Origin of the sequence: Halomonas sp. MCCC 1A11062, assembly GCF_021404355.1 — a bacterium.
Lineage (GTDB): Bacteria > Pseudomonadota > Gammaproteobacteria > Pseudomonadales > Halomonadaceae > Halomonas > Halomonas aerodenitrificans.
In genome coordinates this window covers 316,050-335,832 of the sequence record NZ_JABFTW010000002.1, presented here as the reverse complement: position 1 = coordinate 335,832, position 19,783 = coordinate 316,050, and the positions used below count along the sequence as shown (strand labels likewise).

The 19,783-nt window shown below is 67.7% G+C and carries 12 protein-coding genes; 4 read left to right on the top strand and 8 right to left on the bottom strand.

Annotation, left to right across the window (positions count from 1 at the left end; all coding sequences use genetic code 11):
- Nucleotides 1-169: 169 nt before the first annotated feature.
- The 4 genes from HOP58_RS04030 to HOP58_RS04015 all read left to right on the top strand — a co-directional run bounded on the left by HOP58_RS04030 (nt 170) and on the right by HOP58_RS04015 (nt 4,498).
- Entirely contained in the window at nt 170-1,594 is a 1,425-nt protein-coding gene (locus tag HOP58_RS04030; protein ID WP_010627085.1) for an aminotransferase, read from the top strand.
- Nucleotides 1,595-1,748: 154 nt separating this feature from the next.
- The gene (eutB, locus tag HOP58_RS04025) at nt 1,749-2,747 is read left to right on the top strand and encodes a hydroxyectoine utilization dehydratase EutB (protein ID WP_234259634.1); all 999 of its coding nucleotides are present in this window, start codon (nt 1,749-1,751) and stop codon (nt 2,745-2,747) included.
- 27 nt (nt 2,748-2,774) lie between these two features.
- On the top strand, nt 2,775-3,725 hold the full coding sequence (locus HOP58_RS04020; protein ID WP_234259633.1) for a cyclodeaminase: 951 nt from the start codon (nt 2,775-2,777) through the stop codon (nt 3,723-3,725).
- Nucleotides 3,726-3,814: 89 nt separating this feature from the next.
- Complete coding sequence (locus tag HOP58_RS04015; protein ID WP_234259632.1) at nt 3,815-4,498, top strand: haloacid dehalogenase type II; 684 nt, start codon at nt 3,815-3,817, stop codon at nt 4,496-4,498.
- A 75-nt stretch (nt 4,499-4,573) separates the two neighbouring features.
- On the opposite strand, the gene HOP58_RS04010 is transcribed toward HOP58_RS04015, so the two are convergent.
- Genes HOP58_RS04010 through glgA form a run of 8 tightly spaced genes read right to left on the bottom strand, consistent with a single transcriptional unit; the run spans nt 4,574 to nt 19,453 of the window.
- Complete coding sequence (locus HOP58_RS04010; RefSeq protein WP_010627089.1) at nt 4,574-5,872, bottom strand: MFS transporter; 1,299 nt, start codon at nt 5,870-5,872, stop codon at nt 4,574-4,576.
- A gap of 43 nt (nt 5,873-5,915) precedes the next feature.
- On the bottom strand, nt 5,916-8,168 hold the full coding sequence (gene glgB, locus HOP58_RS04005; RefSeq protein WP_234259631.1) for a 1,4-alpha-glucan branching protein GlgB: 2,253 nt from the start codon (nt 8,166-8,168) through the stop codon (nt 5,916-5,918).
- 28 nt (nt 8,169-8,196) lie between these two features.
- On the bottom strand, nt 8,197-10,380 hold the full coding sequence (gene glgX, locus HOP58_RS04000) for a glycogen debranching protein GlgX (RefSeq protein WP_234259630.1): 2,184 nt from the start codon (nt 10,378-10,380) through the stop codon (nt 8,197-8,199).
- Between the two features lie 46 nt (nt 10,381-10,426).
- Nucleotides 10,427-11,125: a DUF2934 domain-containing protein gene (locus HOP58_RS03995; RefSeq protein WP_234259629.1), complete on the bottom strand. Its 699-nt coding sequence runs from the start codon at nt 11,123-11,125 to the stop codon at nt 10,427-10,429.
- Nucleotide 11,126: 1 nt separating this feature from the next.
- Nucleotides 11,127-13,919 (bottom strand): malto-oligosyltrehalose synthase, encoded by a 2,793-nt coding sequence (gene treY / locus HOP58_RS03990; protein WP_234259628.1) that lies wholly within the window; start codon nt 13,917-13,919, stop codon nt 11,127-11,129.
- Nucleotides 13,912-16,104, bottom strand: coding sequence for a 4-alpha-glucanotransferase (malQ, locus tag HOP58_RS03985; RefSeq protein WP_234259627.1), 2,193 nt, complete (start codon nt 16,102-16,104; stop codon nt 13,912-13,914). Before malQ ends, treY begins: the two co-directional genes overlap by 8 nt.
- Nucleotides 16,101-17,915 carry a malto-oligosyltrehalose trehalohydrolase gene (treZ, locus tag HOP58_RS03980; protein ID WP_234259626.1) on the bottom strand — a complete coding sequence of 605 codons (1,815 nt, stop codon included), beginning with the start codon at nt 17,913-17,915 and terminating at the stop codon, nt 16,101-16,103. The genes malQ and treZ overlap by 4 nt, the downstream gene beginning before the upstream one ends.
- A complete protein-coding gene (gene glgA / locus HOP58_RS03975) occupies nt 17,912-19,453 on the bottom strand; it encodes a glycogen synthase GlgA (protein WP_234259625.1) in 1,542 nt (513 codons plus the stop codon). The genes treZ and glgA overlap by 4 nt, the downstream gene beginning before the upstream one ends.
- Between the last annotated feature and the right edge of the window lie 330 nt (nt 19,454-19,783).

Below are 19,783 nucleotides of genomic sequence, written 5' to 3'. Positions count from 1 at the left end.
TTGCCGGTCCTCGATCGACATCCATGTCGATCGCCGCGCGCCGCTGCACTTGCGTCAGCGCCCTTGGGTAGATATCGCTCGCTGGCCTGCCCTGGCGCTGGGCCAGCGACGTCATAACGAATCGAACATCTCCCCGCTGCGGCGGGGCCTTTGATATAGAGAGAGCATAATGAACCAGCAGCACCGCGATCTGATCGAGCGCGACCGCAAGGTCACCTTCCACGCCTCCACCCACCTGCGCGATTTCGCCCATGGCGACGCGCCGGGCCGGGTGATCACCGGCGGCAAGGGCATCCACATCGTCGACAAGGACGGCCGCGAGTTCATCGACGGCTTCGCCGGGCTGTACTGCGTCAACATCGGCTACGGCCGCACCGAGGTGGCCGAGGCGATCTACCAGCAGGCGCTGGAGCTCTCCTACTATCACACCTACGTGGGCCACTCCAACGAGCCGCAGATCGCGCTCTCCGAGAAGATCATCGAGCTCGCCGGCCCCGGCATGTCCAAGGTCTACTACGGCCTGGGTGGCAGTGACGCCAACGAGACCCAGCTCAAGATCGTGCGCTACTACAACAACGTGCTCGGTCGCCCGCAGAAGAAGAAGGTCATCTCGCGCCAGCGCGGCTACCACGGCTCTGGCCTGGCCACCGGCTCGCTGACCGGCCTCAAGGCGTTTCACGACCAGTTCGACCTGCCGCTGGCCGGCATCCTGCACACCGAGGCGCCGTACTACTACCACCGCGCCGCCGAGCAGGAAGGCATGAGCGAGCGCGAGTTCTCCCAGTTCTGTGCCCAGAAGCTGGAAGAGATGATCCTGGCCGAAGGCCCCGACACCGTAGCCGCCTTCATCGGCGAGCCGGTGCTCGGCACCGGCGGCATCGTGCCGCCGCCGGAAGGTTACTGGGAGGCGATCCAGGCGGTACTGGCCAAGTACGACGTGCTGCTGATCGCCGACGAAGTGGTGTGCGGCTTCGGCCGTATCGGCGCCGATTTCGGCAGCCACCACTACGGCATCAAGCCCGACCTGATCACCGTCGCCAAGGGCCTGACCAGCGCCTATCAGCCGCTCTCCGGCGTGATCGTCGGCGACCGCGTATGGAGCGTGCTGGAGCAGGGCACCGGCCAGTACGGCCCCATTGGCCACGGCTGGACCTACTCCGGTCACGCGCTGGGCTGCGCCGCGGCGCTGGCCAACCTGGCGATCATCGAGCGTGAGGGGCTGACCCGGAACGCCGCCGAAACCGGTGCCTACCTGCAGCAGCAGATGCAGGCCGCCTTCGGCGAGCACCCCATCGTCGGCAACGTGCGCGGCGTGGGCATGCTGGCGGCGCTGGAATTCTCCATCGATCCGGCCAAGCGTGCGCACTTCGATGCCGCGCACAAGGTAGGCCCGCGCATCGCCGCGGCGGCGTTGGACGAGAACCTGATCGCCCGCGCCATGCCCCAGGGCGACATTCTCGGCTTCGCGCCGCCGCTGGTGGCGACCCGCGCCGAGGTCGACGAGATCGTCGCCCGTGCCGAGCGCGCGGTGAACAAGGTCACCGACGAGCTGGTGCGCGAAGGCGTGGTCAAGGCCGCCATGTCGGTGAGCTGAGCCGTACTGCCGAGTCGAATCGGCAAGCGACCAGTATGTCTGACCACGAGCGCCGCGGGTAATGCCCGCGGCGCTTCGTTTGGCTGGGCCTGTCCTTCTCTTCTAGGCTGAAAGCGCCAAGCCTCTCGCCACGAGCCACACAACTGGATCTGCCATGTCGACCTCTGCTCACGGGGTTACCCTCGCTGCCGTTTACCAGGCGCGTCGCCGTATCGCCGGACAGGCGCTGCGTACGCCACTGGTCCGTTCGCCTGCCCTGTCGCGGCGTTTCGACGCCGATATCCTGCTCAAGCTGGAAACCCTTCAGCCCACCGGCGCCTTCAAGCTGCGCGGTGCCGCCAACATGATCGCCGCACTGATCGAGCGTCACGGTCGTGATGCCCTTGAGGCCGGGGTGGTCACCGCCTCTACCGGCAACCACGGCCGGGCCGTCGCCTATGCCGCATCGAAGCTCGGCATCGACGCGACGGTCTGCCTGTCACGCCTGGTGCCGGCCAACAAGGTGGCCGCCATCGAGGCGTTGGGTGCCGAGGTCAGGCGCGTGGGGGAGAACCAGGACGAGGCCTTCGGTGAGGTCGAGCACCTGATCCGCGAGCGCGGCATGACCCTGGTACCGCCTTTCGACGACCCGCTGATCGCGGCCGGCCAGGGCACCATCGGCCTGGAGCTGATGGAGGATGCGCCGGATCTCGACCGGGTGATCGTCGGTCTCTCCGGCGGTGGGCTGCTGGGGGGCATCGGCGCGGCGGTGAAGGCCATCCGCCCTGAGACCCGCATCACCGGGGTCAGCCTCTCCCGCGGCGCGGCCATGTGGCAGAGCCTGCAGGCTGGGCGTCCCGTGGCGGTCGAAGAGGTGGAGAGTCTGGCCGATTCGCTGGGTGGCGGTATCGGCCTCGACAATCGCTGCACGTTCAGCCTGGTGCGCGAGGTGATGGATGACCACTTTCAGGTCTCGGAGGCAGCCATTGCCCAGGCCATGGTCGACATACTCGAGCACGAGAAGCTGCTGGTGGAAGGCGCCGCCGCGGTGGGGCTCGCGGCCATGCTGGAGCATGGGCTCGAGGTGCGCGGCCAGCGGGTGGCGCTGATTCTTTCCGGCAACGGCGTGGCGCTGGAGACGCTGGACAAAGCTCGCCAGCTTGCCAATGGCTGAGGTCTTTGCAGTGTTCAAGGAGGAAACATGAAGCTCTATCGACGTGACGAAATCGAAGCGGTGGTGGGCATCGACGACGAGGCGCTGCGCCAGGTGGAGGCGGGCTTCGCCGCGCTGGGGCGCGGCGAAGTGGTGCAGCCGCCGATCCTGTCGATGGCCATGGAGGAGTTCAACAGCGAAGTCGACGTCAAGACCGCCCACATCAAGGGTTGGGAACGTTATGCGATCAAGGTCAGCAGCGGCGCCTTCGACAATCCCAAGCGCGGCCTGCCGAGCCTGAGCGGCCTGATGATGCTGTTCTCCGCCGAGACCGGCCAGGTCGAGGCGGTACTGTTCGACGAGGGCTATCTGACCATGGTGCGTACCGCCCTGGCCGGAGCCATCGCCGCCAAGCACCTTTCCCGCGAGGACAGCCGCCGGGTCGGGGTGATTGGTGCCGGCGAGCAGGCGCGGCGGCAGGTGGAAGCCCTGCGCCTGGTGCGTAACGTCGACACCCTAGACGTCTGGGCTCGCCGCCGTGAAGCGGCCGAAGAGTACGCCGAATACTTGCGCGGCCAAGGCCTCACCGTCACCGTGCGCGACAGCGTGCATGCCGCCTGTGCCCAGGCCGATATCATCGTGACGGCGACACCATCGCGGGAGCCGCTGCTCTTCGCCAGCGACCTGCCCGAGAGCGTGCACGTCACCGCCATGGGCTCGGACAGCCCCGACAAGCGCGAGCTGGACGAATCGGTGCTGACCCGGGCCGACGCCTTCGTCTGCGACAGCCGGGCGCAGAGCGAGCACAACGGTGAACTCAAGGTCTTTGCCAACGAGAGGCGCGAGCCGCCGTTCGAGGTGCATGAGCTGGGCCGGGTGATCGAACGGGGTGAACCGCTGCGGAACTCCGAGGCGGCCATCACCGTGTGCGACCTGACCGGCACCGGCGTGCAGGACACCGCCATCGCCAACTTCGCCCTCACTCGGCTGGCGGGGTAAGCAGCAGGGTGCCTCCGCTACCACGCCTTGAGCCAGGGCGGGGCAGCTCCCATGCTTGGGGTGACGAAACGCAACGAGGAGCGCAGCGGATGGCAACGGTACTCGCCTTTGATGTCTACGGTACTCTGATCGATACCCATGGGGTGGTCGCCGAACTGGAAGAGCGGCTCGGCAGGAGCGGCAGGACGGAGCTGGCCGCGGAGTTCTCGCGGCGTTGGCGGGACAAGCAGCTGGAGTACAGCTTCCGCCGCGGCCTGATGGGGGCCTACGTGACCTTCGGGCAGTGCACCCGAGAAGCGCTGGATTTCACCGACCGCGCCCTGCAGACGCAGCTGTCGGACGTCGACAAGGACCACCTGATGTCGGTCTACGGGCGCCTGCCCGCCTTTGCCGAGGCCGCCGGTGCGCTCCAGCGACTGGCAGCGAGCGGCATGCGCTGCGTGGCCTTCTCCAACGGCACCTTCGATGCGGTCAGCGGCTTACTCGAACAGGCCGGAATAGGCGAGTGCTTCGAAGCGGTGATCAGCGTCGACGAGGTCAAGCGCTTCAAGCCCGATCCCGCCGTCTACGCCCATCTTCGCAACCGCCTCGACGTGGCTCCCGGCGACACCTGGCTGATCTCGAGCAACCCCTTCGACGTGATCGGCGCGCGGCATGCCGGACTGCATGCCGCCTGGGTGCGGCGCAGCCTCGATGCCCCCTTCGACCCCTGGGGCATCGAGCCGGACCTGACCGTCACCGACCTGGAGGCGCTCTCTGATCGCCTGAGCTGAGGGCTCTCCGATCACCTGAGCTGAGGGCTCTCCGATCACCTGAGCTGAGGGCTCTCCGATCGCCTGAGCTGAGGACTAGTCCCGCTGCTGGTACGCCTCGATCAGCCGCTTGCGCTCGTGCTCCTCGTAGAAGCTGGGGTCGTCGAACAGGTCGGGCTGGGAGTCGTCGAAGAGCATCTCCAACGCCAGCGGGCTGGTCTGGGTCATCGGCTCGAAGTGGGCGGGATGGCCATAGACCAGATCGGAGACGTGGCGGCGACGATAGAGCGCATAGGCACCCAGCACGGCCAGCACCGCGGCAATGTAGAAGGGCAGCGCCTGGGGCCCCAGCACGCCCATCAGCGCCCCGGCGAGAATCGGCGCCAAGGCGCTGCCCGCCCCCTGGGTCACCAGCATGTCGGCCGAGGCCGAAACCACCTCTTCGGGATGTAGCTGGTCGATCAACTGCGCCACCGCCAGCGGGTAGATGGCGAAGGAGAAGCCGCCCCACAGGAAGAACAGCCCCAGCAGCGCGGTCTGGTTGGGGGCGAACGGCATCATCGCGGCCAGCGCCGCGGCGGCGATCACCACCCAGGTCAGCACCCGAGAGCGGTCGTGCTTGTCGGAGAAGCGGCCGATGGGCAGCTGCAGCAGCGCGCCGCCCAGGATGGTCACACTCATCAGCGTACCCACGTCGCCGGCGCTCCAGCCCAACTGGCGGGCATAGAGCGGCGCCATACCCCAGAAGGCGCCCATGGCCAGCCCCGACAGCACCGAGGCCGTGACCGATAGCGGCGCGAAGCCGATCAGTGCCTTGAGGCTGCTCTTGGCGTTTTCGGGCACGGTGGGTTGCTGGCGCCGGGTCATGGTGATCGGCAGCAGTGCCCAACTGATCAGGATGGCCGTCACGGCGAAGAGCAGGAAACCGCCGGGCGTGTCCAGGCGCAGGATCTGCTGGGCGGCGGCAATCGCCCCGAGGTTCACCAGCATGTAGGTGGCGAACACGCGGCCGCGCTCGTGGCTGGCCGCCTGGCCGTTGAGCCAGCTCTCGATCACCGTCATCAGGGTGACGAAGGCCAGGCCGTAGAAGAAGCGCAGCACGATCCACACCCAGGGGTCGACGAAGATGATGTGCAGCAGCGCGCCCGAGGCGCACAGCGCGGCGCAGAAGGCGAAGGTGCGAATGTGCCCGGCGCGCCGAATCAAGCGGCTGCTGACCCAGGTACCGCAGGTGAAGCCGACGAAGTAGGCCGACATGATCACGCCCACCATGGTGGACGAGAATCCCTCGTCGGTGCCGCGCAGCGTCAGCAGCGTATTGATCAGGCCGTTGCCCAGCAGCAGCAGGGCGACGCTCCAGAGAATCGAACGGACCGGTTGCAGCATGGCCAGCATGCCATCTCTCCTTACTTCCGTGTTGAAGTCGTGAGTGTGTTCCCTACCTCGCTAGCGGCCGCAGAATGATCACCGCCAGCGGCGGCAGGGTCAGCTCCAGGCTCGCCGGCTGACCGTGCAGCGGTTGTTCGTTGGCCTCGAGGCGGCCCAGGTTGCCCAGGTTCGAACCGCCGTAGCACGCCGCATCGCTGTTGAAGATCTCTTCCCAGGCGCCGGCTCGCGGCACACCGACCCGGTACTCGTGCCGCGGCACCGGTGTCATGTTGGCCACTACCAGCAGCGGTTCTCCCTGGGCATCGCAGCGCAGCCAGGCGAACACGCTGTTGGTGTGGTCGTTGCCGATGACCCAGACGAAGCCGGCCGGGTCGCAGTCGCCCTGGTGCAGCGCCGGCAGTTCGCGATACAGCCGGTTGAGGTCCCCCACCAGCAGGCGCGCGCCGGCGTGGCGCGGCTCGTCGAGCAGCCACCAGTCGAGCTCGCGGTCGTGATCCCACTCGCGCCACTGGCCGAACTCGCAGCCCATGAACAGCAGCTTCTTGCCCGGCTGGGTCCACAGCGTGGCGAGATAGGCGCGCAGATTGGCGAACTTCTGCCACTCGTCGCCGGGCATCTTGTCGAGCAGCGCGCGCTTGCCGTGGACCACCTCGTCATGGGAGATCGGCAGCATGAAGCGCTCGGAGTATGCATAGACCTGAGGAAAGGTCATGTTGTGGTGACCATGGCAGCGGTAGAGAGGATCCTCCGCCATGTAGCTCAGGGTGTCGTGCATCCAGCCGAGGTTCCACTTGTAGGCAAAGCCCAGCCCACCCTCGGGTACCGACCGGGTCACGCCGGGCCAGGCGGTCGACTCCTCGGCGATGACGGCGGCGTCGGGCACCTCCTCGGCCACCACCTGGTTGAGGTGGCGCAGGAAGTCGAGCGCTTCGAGATTCTCGTGGCCGCCATGGCGATTGGGAATCCACTCGCCGTCGCGCCGCGAGTAGTTGCGGTAGATCATCGAGGCCACCGCATCCACGCGCAGGGCGTCGATGTGATAGTGCCTGAGCCAGTGCAGGGCGGAAGAGAGCATGATGCCATGCACCTCGCGCCGGCCCAGGTTGTAGATGTAGGTGTTCCAATCCTGATGGAAGCCCTCATGAGGGTGCTCGTATTCGTACAGCGCAGTGCCGTCGAAGCGCGCCAGGCCGTGGGCGTCGGTGGGAAAATGGGCCGGTACCCAGTCGAGGATCACGCCGAGCCCCGCCCGGTGGCAGGCATCGACGAAGTAAGCGAAATCCGCCGGCGAGCCGTGGCGAGCGGTGGGCGCGAACAGCCCCAGCGGCTGGTAGCCCCAGGAGCCGCCGAAGGGGTGCTCCATGATCGGCAGCAGCTCGATGTGGGTGAAGCCCATCTCGCCCACGTAGGGGATCAGCTGCTCGGCCAGCTCCCGCCAGTCGTAGAGTTCGCCCTCGTTGCCGCCGTGCTTGCGCCACGAGGCGGCGTGCACTTCGTAGATGGCAATCGGCCGGTCGGGGGCGAGCGTCCCACCGCGCCGGGCGAGCCAGGCCTCGTCGTGCCACTCGAAATTCTCGATATCGGCCACTTTCGAGGCGGTGCCGGGCGGCAGTTCGCTGGCCAGCGCCACGGGATCGGCTTTTTGCACGACGTGCTCATGGGCGTCCACCAGTTCGTACTTGTAGGCTTCGCCCGGCTGCAGACGTGGCACGAACAGCTCCCACACGCCGGCCTGGTGGCGCAGGCGCATGGGATGGCGACGGCCGTCCCAGCCGTTGAAGGCGCCGATGACCGAGACACGCCGGGCGTTGGGTGCCCACACGGCGAAGCGCACGCCTGCCACGCCGTCGATCTCCATGAGTTGGGCGCCCAGGCAGCGGCCGAGGTCGCGATGGGTGCCTTCGCCGATCAGGTGCAGGTCGATGTCGCCCAGCAAGAGGCCGAAGCTGTATGGGTCTTCCGTCTCCTGAACGCCGTCGGGCCAGTGGATGCGCAGCCGGTAGGGGAAGATCTCGCTCAGCGCGATGACGAACAGCCCCGCTGTGCCGAGTTCGGTGAGGCGGCCCTCGATACGCTCGCTGTCACGCCGCAGGACGTCCACGCCCTGGGCGCCGGGAACGTAGACCCTGAGTGCGTACCCGTCTCCCTGCGCGTGCAGTCCCAGCACTGCGAAGGGGTCAGGATGGCGGCCGCTAGCCAGCGCCTCGGCATCGCTGCGGGGCAGGGCGGTGCTGGCAGCGCTCGCTTGCCGGTCACTCGGCTTCGTTTCCCAATCATCACTACAGGCCATCAGTTCCGTCATGTGCCCTTCCGTCGAGAGGTGGTCGTGTTCATGGCGCCTGCTCCAGTTCGAGCATGACCAGCGAGCGTTCGAGCATGGCGTACTCCTCGCCGAAGGCGCGCAGGCCGGCGTCGGGCGGTGCGCTGTCACGCGTATCGAGCCGGCACACCCAGCCGTTGCCGCGGGGTACGTCGGGCAGGCAGAAGGCGATCGGTTCGGGGCTGGCGTTGAACAGGATCAGCAGCGAGCGGTCGTCGCCTGCGCGGCGAATGCCCGAGGGGCGGGCGCGGCCGTCGAGCAGCAGGCCGAGACAGTGCGCTTGTGGATCCTCCCAACGCTGCACGTCCATCTCGCTACCGTCGGCAGCCAACCAGGTGACCTCCCTGAGTCCCATCTCCTCGTTGTACTCGCCGGAGAGAAAGCGGCCGCGGCGCAAAATGGGATAGCGCAGGCGCAGGGCGATCAGCCGGCGCAGGTAATCGATCAGGTCGTGGGCGTCGCCCTCCAGGTTCCAGTCGAGCCAGCTCAGCTCGTTGTCCTGACAGTAGGCGTTGTTGTTGCCGCGCTGGGTGCGCAGCAGCTCGTCGCCGGCCAGCAGCATCGGCGTGCCCTGGGAGAACAGCAGCGTGGCGAGGAAGTTGCGAATCTGGCGCAGGCGCAGCGAGTGGACGTCCGGGTCGTCGGTGGGTCCCTCTTCGCCGTGGTTCCAGGAGAGGTTGTGGTCGTGGCCGTCGCGGTTCTCCTCGCCGTTGGCCTGGTTGTGCTTGTCGTCGTAGGCGACCAGGTCGTGCAGGGTGAAACCGTCGTGGGCGGTGACGAAGTTGACCGAGGCGAAAGGGCGGCGGCCGCGGCGGTCGAACAGGTCGGCCGAGCCCATCAACCGCGAGGCGAACTCGGCGAGCTGGCCCTCGTCGCCGCGCCAGAAGGCACGGCTGGTGTCGCGGAAGCGGTCGTTCCACTCCGCCCAGCCGGGCGGGAAGCCGCCCACCTGGTAGCCGCCGGGGCCGCAGTCCCAAGGCTCGGCGATCAGCTTCACCTGGCTCAGCACCGGGTCCTGGCGGCAGGAGTCGAGAAAGCCGCCGCCTTCGTCGAAGCCGTGGGGCTCGCGGCCGAGGATGGTCGCCAGGTCGAAGCGAAAACCGTCGACGCGCATTTCGGTGGCCCAGTAGCGCAGCGAGTCGGTGACCATCTGCAGTACCCGGGGATGGCTCAGGTTGAGCGTGTTGCCGGTGCCGGTATCGTCGATGTAGTAGCGCGGTTCGTCGGGCAGCAGGCGATAGTAGGAGGCGTTGTCGATGCCCTTGAAGGAGAGGGTGGGGCCGAGATGGTTGCCCTCGGCGGTGTGGTTGTACACCACGTCGAGGATCACCTCGAGATCGGCGGCGTGATAACAGGCCACCATCTGCTTGAACTCGTTGATGTTGCTGCCGGAGAGATAGCGCGAATGGGGGGCGAAGAAGCCCAGGGTGTTGTAGCCCCAGTAGTTGCGCAGCCCGCGCTCGAGCAGGTGCTGGTCGTCGACGAAGGCGTGGATCGGCAGCAGCTCCACCGACGACACGCCGAGCGAGCGGATGTAGTCGACCACTTCGTTGACCATCAGCCCCGAGAAGGTGCCGCGCAGCGCTTCGGGCACCGCCGGGTGACGCATGGTATAGCCGCGCACGTGGGTCTCGTAGACCACGGTGCGCTCCCATGGCTGCTGAACGCCACGGGAGCGGCCCCAGGTGAAGGCGGGGTCGATCACCCGGCAGCGGGGCATGAAGGGGGCGCTGTCGCGGGTATCGAAACTGAGATCGCCGTCGGCATGGCCGATGGTGTAGCCGAACAGCGCTTCGTCCCACACCAGCTCGCCCACGAGCTGCTTGGCGTAGGGATCGAGCAGCAGCTTGTGTGGGTTGAAGCGATGCCCCGACTCGGGCTCATAGGGGCCGTGGACCCGGTAGGCATAGAGCTGGCCCGGGCGGGCATCGGGCAGGTAGCCGTGCCACACCTCGTCGGTGTACTCCGGCAGCTCGATGCGCTCCACCTCATGGGTGCCGCTCGCGTCGAACAGGCACAGTTCGACCCGGGTGGCATGGGCGGAAAAGAGAGCGAAATTGACGCCAAGGCCGTCCCAGGTCGCGCCCAGCGGGAATGGCCAGCCCTCGCGTACGCGCGAGCGCCGGATCACCCCGGGTTGTTCATCGATTGCCACGGCGGTATCGTTCTGTTTCGGCGTTTGCCTGTCTTTCATCGGTTTTCATCCATGAAACTGAGGGGTGCATCATGCCCCGGTACGATCACTCCTTGGGCTTCGTACGGCTGGAGCGGCCTGACGATCTGCCCGCCTTTGCATTAGGGGCGGACGAGGTTGACTTGGCGCTGCTGGCCGTCTTGCCCGGCGCCTGGGAGGTATCGGTAGCGTCAGGCTGGGTCAGGCCATCGCTCTCGCGGCGTGGCTTGCGTGTGCGCTTGGCCGTGGCGGATTGCGGCGGCAGCGGTTCCATGGGCCCCGGGCCGGGTTCCGCCGAGGCTTCCGGGGACTCAGGGCCGCCGCGATTGGCGACCGTCTGGTCCTGGGCGCCGGTACTGGTCGCCTCCTCGGCCGGCAGCGGGCGGGTAGAGGCCGCGGTGGGTTCGGGTTCGCCCGGGGCCGGGCCGGGGCTGGCACGATCCTGAACCGGGACGTCCTGGGCCACGTCGCGGTCGTCGCGGTAAGGTAGTTCGTCGAAGTCGGGTTCGCCGTCGGGGGGTTCCAGCGGCAGCCGATTCTCATCGATGCCCCTTTCGTCATCCTCCAGCGGCAGGTCGTCCTCGAGAATAGGTGGCTCGGCAACCAGTTCGCCGACCTCCTCGAGTTCGGCGTCCATGCCCGCGGCCTGCTCCGCGGCGACGATCTTCAGTGCCATGTCCCAGTGGCGCTGCTGCTGCCCTTCGGGGCGTCCTTCCGACTCCCAGATTTCGTAGGCCAGGTTCCGTACGCGCTCTTCGTCAGCCATCCTAGCTCTCCCTTTGCCTGTGCGTGTCTCGTAGGTAGATGCCGACGGGGAAATCCTTTAGCAATTCCCCGGCGGCGGCAGTCTCCGTCGTTACTATCAGGGTGGTACCGGTCAGCGCGCTTTGCCAAGCGCCACGTGCCCCTTCGGGCAGGCAGATGCCGCTGTCGCCCCACTGCGCCGGCGGCACCAGGGGGCGGTCGGCGTCCGACAGCAGCCCCGCAGACAGCCGTGGCACGACAACCAGCAGCTGTTGGTCGGCGTGGCTGCGCAGAAAGGCGATCAGCCGTTCCTCATGCGCGCCGACGGTGGCCAGCGGCCGATAATCGCCATGGACGAAAAGCTCGCGCCGCTCGTGGCGCAGTGCAAGCAGGCGTGCGATCAATGCCTGCTTGACGGCGCCGTGGCGCCAGTCGGCCAGAGCCTCGCCGAGCGCTTGCTGCCCGTCGAGCGTCGCCAACCGTGCGGCGTGATCGACCGGGCGGCGGTTGTCGGGATCGACCAAGCTGTAATCCCAATATTCGCAGCCCTGATAGAGGTCGGGGATGCCGGGCACGGTCAGCCTCAGCGCCGTCTGAACCAGGCCGTTGAGCGCGCCCGGCAGGTCGAGCTCGCGGGCCGCCGCCTCGATCTCGCGGCACAACTCGGGGCTGGCCAGAAGCCCCAGCAGGTAATCGCGGCAGGCGCTCTCGTAGGCCTCGTCGGGCCACAGCCAGTGCGTGCGCAGCTTGGCTTCGCGCACGGCTTTCTGCTGCCACTGAGCCAGGCGTTCGGCAAATTCATGCATGCCGTCGTCGTCGTGACGTGAGAGCGTCGGCGGCCAGGCGCCGAGCAGCAGCTGGTAGAGGATCAGTTCGTCGCCGGGGCTGGGGGCGGCACCCGAGGGCAGCACCTGGCGCAACGGGGCGGCGAGATCGCGCCAGCGTTCGACACAGGTGGCGAAGTCGGCGGGACTTTCACTCAGCGCGGCAAGACGCGCCCGCACGTCTTCACCGCGCTTGTGATCGTGGGTGGCGGTGGCGACCAGGCCGTGGGGGAAGTGGCGTGCGCGCCAGGCGTTGGTTTCGTGGAACTGGCGTGGCGAGTGGCTGAAATGCTCGCCGTCGAAGCCGACGTCGTTACGCGAGATCAGGGCCGCGCTGCGATAGCCGGCGGTGTCCTCCACGGCCTTGGCGGCCACCGGCGAGGTGAGCTGCTGAAAGCGCACGATGGCGCTCTGGCGCAGCCAGCGCTCCTCGGCGTCTTCGGCGTCGGCGGGGGCTTCGCCGCCCAACCAGCGCTCGAGCCGGGCCAGCACGGCGGCGTCGGGCGGGCTCAGCGCCGTGCGGGCGCCGGCCATGGCTTGATCGAAGAAGCTGGCGTCGAGCTCCGGACGGCCACCATCGTCGGCGTAGGTGCGGTAGACCGGGAAATGCACGATCAGCGCCTCGAGCGCCCGACGCAGGGCGGCCAGGGTGACGTCGCGGCTCGCCAGGCGATGGCGAGCCATGGCGTGCAGGGCACGAACGCAGGCCTCGAATTCGCTGACGAGCAGGGTATGCAGCACCTCGCGGCGGGCCTGGCGCACCTCATCCAGAAAGTCGTCGCTGCGGCCGCTGATGCGACGCCACAGCTCACGTAGCGGCTGAGCCCCGGCGGGGTCGTGCTGCAGGGCCGAGATCTCGTTCATCAGCTCGTAGCCGGTGGTACCGTCGACCCCCCAGTCGCGATGCAAGGTCTCGTCGGCGGCGAGGATCTTCTCGACGAAGATCGCCACGTGGCGTACCGCGTCCGGCGGGCGCCGCTTCTGGATTTCGCCCAGGCGGGCCCGCAGCCGACGGCAGTAGCCGCGCGGGTCGGCCAGGCCGTCGATATGGTCGATGCGCAACCCGTCGACCCAGCCCTGCTCCACCAGGCGTAGCGGCAGGGCATGCACCGCTTCGAACACCTCGGGCTGCTCGATGCGCAGTCCGCCGAGTTCAGTGATGTCGAAGAAACGGCGCCAGTTGATCTCGTCGGCGCCGGTTCGCCACCAGGCCAGACGGTAGTGCTGCTGCTCCAGCAGGTCGTGCAGGCGAATGGCACCGCCGCGGGTGCTGCCGTCGAACAGCCTCAGGGCGCGGTCCAAGGCGCCTGCGGCGGCCGGGTCCGTCAGTGTCTGACGCAGCTCGCGGCGACACTCGGCTACGGCGGTATAGACATCGTCGCGCTGGCGCAGGGCATCGAAGCGCGGCGCCAGTTCCCAAAGGGCATCGTGCTCGGCCAGACGCAGGATGTCGCCGTAACGGCGCGGATCGAGAGGAAAGCGATGCTCGTGATAGGCCACGTGGAAGGCGCAGGTTTCCGGGTCGTGGCGCAGTTCGAGCTGGCCGCCGTGCAGGGCGTCGGCATAGGGCTCGCCGAGGAAGGGCAGCAGCACCTTGCCGCTCAGCAGCGGATCGGGGGAGTGCCAGTCGATATCGAAGAAGCCGGCGAAGGGGCTCGCCTGGCCCCAGGCCAGCACGTCCTGCCACCAGGGGTTCTGCGAGCCGCCCACCGCCACGTGGTTGGGAACGATATCCAGGATCAGGCCCATTCCGTGGGCGCGCAGGCGCGTCACCAGCCGCTCCAGCGCCTCCTCGCCGCCGAGCTCGGGGTCGATGCGGGTAGGGTCGATGCCGTCATAGCCATGGGGTGAGCCGCTGCGGGACATCTGCAGCGGCGAGGCATAGACATGACTGATGCCGAGCCTGGCGTAGTAGCCGACCCATTCGGCGGCATCGTCCAGGGTGAAACCGCGGTGGAACTGCAGGCGAACGGTGGCGCGGATGTCACTCATCGATAGCCTCCCCCGGGGGTTTTGGGACAGAGGGCTCCTGGATAGGGGGTTCTTGGATAGGGGGTTCCTGGATAGGGGGCTCTTTGGTAGAGGGTGCCTGTAGGGCATGACGACGAGCCATGGCCAGTTGCTCGAGCCGATCTCTCACCTCGGTGGAGGCGAACAGGCGTGTGGTGGCGTCGGGCAGGCGCCTCCGCCAGTTGGGGTGCTCGTCGAGGGTACCCGGCAGGTTGGCTTGCTCCTCCAGCCCCAGGGCGTCTTCCACCGGCAGCAGCGTGAGCGGCGCCGGGGTCAGCCCCAGTTGCTGTACAGTGGCATCCAGCACCTGCGAAAGGGGCAGCTCGGTGGCTTCCAGCCCCGTGGAAGAGGCCAGCGGATCCAGCAGGCCGAGGGCCCGAGCCAGGCGTGCCCGTTCGCTGCGACGCTCGGCCTGCTCGCTGCGAGCATCCTGATCTTCGCCCAGCAGACCCAGGCGGTCGCGCCACTCGATGTCGCGCCCTGCCCACCAGCCCGCCAGGGTGGGCAGATCGTGGGTCGTGCTGGTGGCGATGGCCGTCCGGGACCACTGGGCCGGCGGCAGGAAACCGCCTTCGGCATCGCGCTCGAACCACAGCACGCGCATGCCGAGAATGCCGTGGCGCGCCAGCCGCTGACGAAAGCCGGGGGGAACGGTGCCGAGGTCCTCGCCGATGACGATGGCGCGGTGACGCCAGGACTCCAGTGCCACCAGCCGCAGCAGATCGTCGAATGGATAGCGCACGTAGCCGCCTTCGGTAGGGGCCTTGCCGTGGGGCACCAGCCACAGGCGCATGAGGCCCATCACGTGGTCGATGCGCAGCCCCCCCGCATGGGCGAAGCCGGCCTGCAGCATGTCGATGAAGCTGCGAAACCCCGAGCGCACCAGGCCCTGAGGCGAGAAGGGCGCAAGGCCCCAGTCCTGACCGTGCACGTTGAAGGCGTCCGGTGGGGCGCCGATCGACAGGCCTTCGAGCATCTCCGCCTGGCGGCTCCAGGCCTGGCTGCCCGCGGCATCGGCGCCTACCGCCAGATCGCCGATCAGCCCCACCGCCATGCCGGCCTCCCGGGCCGAGGCCTGGGCGCGGGCGAGACCTTCGCTGACCAGCCATTGCAGAAAGGCGTGAAACTCGACGTCGCGGGAATCCACCTCGGCGAAGCGTGCCACTTCCGGGCCGGTCGGATCGCGCAGCTCCCGGGGCCACTGGCGCCAGTCGATAATGCCGAGCCGCTGCTGCAGGGCCTCGAAACGGCAGTGGTGTTCGAGCGCCGAGCCACCGCGTTGGCGAAAGGCCGCCAGGGCCTGGCGGAGCCTGACAGCCTGCGCATCCTCGCGCTGCATCAGGTCGTCGCACAGGGCACGCAGCCAGGTCAGCTTGGCGCCCGCCGTGGCGGGCCAGTCGAGCAGCGGTTCCGCCTCGAGCCGCGGCAAGGCATCGTTCACGCCGCTGACTTCCATGGCGCGCTTCACCGGCTCCTCGCCGAGCAGAGCTTCCGGTGCCGCATGCAGCACGTTGTAGAGCAGCCGGCTGGAAGGGGCGTAGGGGCTGTAGCGCGTCACGTCGGCGCTGAACATGGCATGGGTCGGGCTGATCGCCACGGCCGCGGCGCCGGCCTCGGCGGCATGCCGTACCAGTCGCTCCAGCGCCAGGGTGTCGCCGATGCCGCCGTCGCCGGGCCGGCGCAGGGCATAGAGCTGCGCCGCCAGGCCCCACAGGCGCGGTGTCTCGCTGGCGCAGGCGTCGGCCAGGGTGAAGCAGCGCGGCGGGGCCACGGCCAGGGTCCGTACGCTGTCGCCGATCTGCAGTCGGTGGTAGCCGGGTGTCTCGACGGGAGGCAGTTCGCCCGCTCGTGTGAGACGCCCCTCGCGACGCTCGCCGTTTTCCAGAACGAGAACGTAGCGGGTGCCTTCAGGAAGGACGGAAGGCAGCGCCGTACTCCTGCCCTGCTCGGCGGTGATCAGCGGCGGCCACTGTGCGGGAGAAGCGGGCGGGCGCAACCGTTGCAGGCTGGCGTCGATCTCGGCGGCGTTCCCGGCCGGGTAACCCAGGCGTGCCAGCAGCTCCCGCCGGGTGGCGTCGTCGAGCCGGCGGGTGCACCCTTCGCTGTCCTGCCATTCGCCGATCAGGCCGGCGGCCTCGGCCAACGCATCCAGGTGTGCGTCGCTCATGCGCAAAGCTCCTCGTCGCCGGGGCTGGGGCGCAGCCAGGCGGCGGCGCAGCTGGCCGGCAGACTGCCGCTTTCGGTGGCCACCGCCACGCCGTCGCGGGTTTCGTGCAGGCGGTGGCCGATGCCGAAGGCCCGGGTGGCCACCGCTCGCTCGCTGAGGTTCATGGCAATGACCAACTGGCTGTCGTCGTTCATTTGCCAGCGGGCCACGACGGCCCTGTCGCCCAGCGCCTCGGCGCCCAGGGCGCGAGCGCCCTTGAGCCGCGGCACGATCTCTTCATGGCGAATCGCCAGCAGGTGCCGAACGTAGGCCAGCCGGTCGGCATGGGGTGGCGTCTCCCGGCTGTCGAAGTCGGGGCGTGACGCCGCGAAGGTCGCCTCGGCGTTGGGGTCGGGGATGGCTTCCCGCCTGGCCGGGTCCTGGAAGGCACTGAAGGCGGCGAACTCGGCGCGGCGACCCTCGCGCACGGCCTCGGCCAGCTCGGCACGATGATCGGTGAAGAACAGGAACGCCTGCTCGCTAGCCCACTCCTCGCCCATGAACAGCAGCGGCACCATGGGCGAGAGCAGCAGCAGCAGCGTGGCGGCTTCGAGCGCCTGGGGCTCGGCGAGCCGAGTCAGGCGTTCGCCCAGGGCGCGGTTACCCACCTGGTCGTGATTCTGCAGAAAGGCGACGAAGGCGCTCGGTGGCAGGTGGGCGCTGGGGGTGCCTCGCGGCGTGCCGTCGCGGGTGGGCTCACCCTGGTAGACGAAGCCCTCGCTCAGGCAACGCACCAGCTTCTGCGTCGGCTCGTCGGCGAATTCGCCGTAGTAACCCTCGCGCTCGCCGGTGAGCAGCACGTGCATGACGTTGTGCCAGTCGTCGTTCCACTGGGCGGTGAAGCGGCCCGGCCCGAGCAGTTCGGCATCGTTGTACTCGTTCTCCAGCACCAGATGCACGTGGCGCTTGGCGTCGAGGTGGCTGCGCAGCGTCTTGGCCATCTCGACCAGAAAGTCGCGTTCGCCGATGGCGTGCACTGCATCGAGGCGCAGGCCGTCGAGGCGGTACTCGTCGAGCCACATCAGCGCATTCTCGATGAAGAAGCGCCGCACCATGGGCTGTCGGAAGTCGATGGCCGGCCCCCAGGGGGTGTCACGGTCGTGGCGGAAGAAAGCCTCGGCGTAGCGTGGCAGGTAGTTGCCGTCGGGGCCGAAGTGGTTGTACACCACATCGAGGAAAACCATCAGGCCCAGGCTGTGAGCATCGTCGACGAAGGCCTTGAGCGCATCCGGGTCGCCGTAGGCCTCGTCCACGGCGTAGGGCAGCACGCCGTCGTAGCCCCAGTTGCGCGAGCCGGGAAAGGCCGCCACCGGCATCAGCTCGACCGCGGTGACGCCAAGCTCGGCCAGGTAGGGCAGCTGACGGCGTGCCGCCTCCAGTCCCCCCAGGGTACCCAGATGGAGTTCGTAGAGCACCGTCTCGTGCCAGGGCCGCCCGTTCCAGTCGGCATGCCGCCAGGCGTGCCGGAAGGGGTCGACGACCAGGCTCGGCCCGTCGATGCCGCCTGCCTGGGCGCGGGCGGCGGGGTCGGGCACCAGAATGCCCTCGGTGTCGTCGTCGAGATGCACGCGATAGCGATAGCGGGTGCCGTGGTCGCACTCGGCCTCGCCGACGAAGCGCCCTTCGCCGGCCTGGGTCATGTCGAGCGGTGCCTGTCCTTCCAACATGAGCACGACCCGGTGGGCGCTTGGCGCCCAGAGTGCGAAGCGGGTCCGGTGCGGGCCCAGCACCTGGGCACCGAAGGTGTATTCGAATCGAGTGGCTGCGTTCATCCGGCTTGTCGCACCTCCACGCCTGCTTCGTTGCAGATGCGCCGATAGAGCTGGGTGTAAGGCGCGATCGACTGACGCCAGTGGTAGCGCCCGGTCATGGCGGCCCGGCGCATGGCGTAGAACAGCTCGGTGGAGTGATAGACCGAGAAGGCCTGCTGGATCGCCCGCATGAAGTTGGCCAGATTGGCGCCTTCGAACAGGAACCCGGTCACGCCATCCTCGATGGTATCGGCCAGCCCCCCGGTACGATGAGCGATGGGCAGCGAGCCGAAGCGCTGGGCGTACATCTGACTGAGACCGCACGGCTCGAAGCGCGACGGCATCAGCAGGAAGTCGCTGCCGGCGTAGATGCAGCGGGCCTCGTACTCATCGAAGCCGATGTAGGTGGCCACGGCCCCCGGGTAGCGCTCCGCCAGCCGATCCAGTTGCTGCTCCACGCGACGCTCGCCGCTGCCGATGAAGACCAGTTGGCCGCCGGCCTGGACGATGCTGGGGGCGGCGTCGATGACGAGGTCGACACCCTTCTGGTGCACCATGCGCGAGACCATGGCGAACAGCGGTCCGGCGCTGGGGGCCAGGCCGAAGCGGTGGCGCACGTAGTCGGCATTGGCACGCTTGCCGCGCCAGTCGTTGGCCGAGAAGGCCTGAACCAGGTGAGCATCGGTGCGTGGATCCCAGGAGTCGTCGATACCGTTGGGAATACCGCTGAGCCGTCCTTGCTGCGCCTTGCAGCACAGCAACCCCTCCAGGCCGCAGCCGAACTCCGGCGTGGTGATTTCCTGCGCATAGGTGGCGCTTACCGTGGTCACGTGGGAAGCGTAGACGATGCCCGCCTTCATGAAGGAGAGCCTGCCGTAATACTCGATTCCTTCGATATGGAAGGCGCTTTCGGGGATGCCCAGTGCCGTACAGCGCGACCTGTCGAAGAGCCCTTGGTAGGCCAGGTTATGGATGGTGAAGACGCTGGGGACCTGGCGTCCCATCCACTCCAGGTAGGCGGGGGCGAGGCCGCATGTCCAGTCGTTGAGATGTAGCAACTGTGGCTGCCAGTCGAGTCCGGCCTGACCGGCAGCGATCTGGGCGGCGGCCAGCGACAGCCTGGCGAAGCGAATGTCGTTGTCTTCCCAGCCACCGCTGCCGTAACCCCCCGGGCCGGTGCCATAGGGGCCGCCTTCGCGCTCATAGAGTTCGGGGCAGAGCAGCACGTAGATCACCATGCCATCGGCGCAGGTCATCTCGCCAAGCTCGCAGGCCGGCAGCGCGGCGTGGGCGGGCAATCGGCCGACGCGGCGGACGTTCAGCGCTGAGTTGAGCACCTCCCGGTAGGCCGGTATGAGGATGCGAATGTCGTGGTGAGCTGCCAGAGCCCGGGGTAGCGCCGAAGAGACGTCGCCCAGCCCGCCGACCTTGACGAAATCGGCAATTTCGGGAGTGACGAAGAGAATACGTTGAGACGGATGCCGGCCCTCGCCCCCTGCACGAGGCAGGGTGACGTCTCGTCCGGCCTTGCTGGTTTCATCGAGGCCGAGATCGTCCAAGCTTGCAGCAATCGCTCGGCTTCTATGCCCTGGTTTCGTATCGGTATCGATACCTTTCAGTGCCACATTGCCCATATGACAACCTCCCTGTAGTGGCAAGACGACTTCCCATGCAGCCGGCGCGCTAGCTCCGTTGGGCCATTTCCTTATTGACCTCTTCGGAGCATGACAAGTGTCAAAGCATAGGTATAGACGATGAAACTACCTTGGTGAAGCCGAAGGTGCACATAACCTGCGTAAAGTTTTCTTAGATAGCGAAAGCCCCGTCATGGTGCGGTTCGTTGCACTTTTTTGGAGATAGGATGTTGGCGGTACGGGATGAAAAACTTC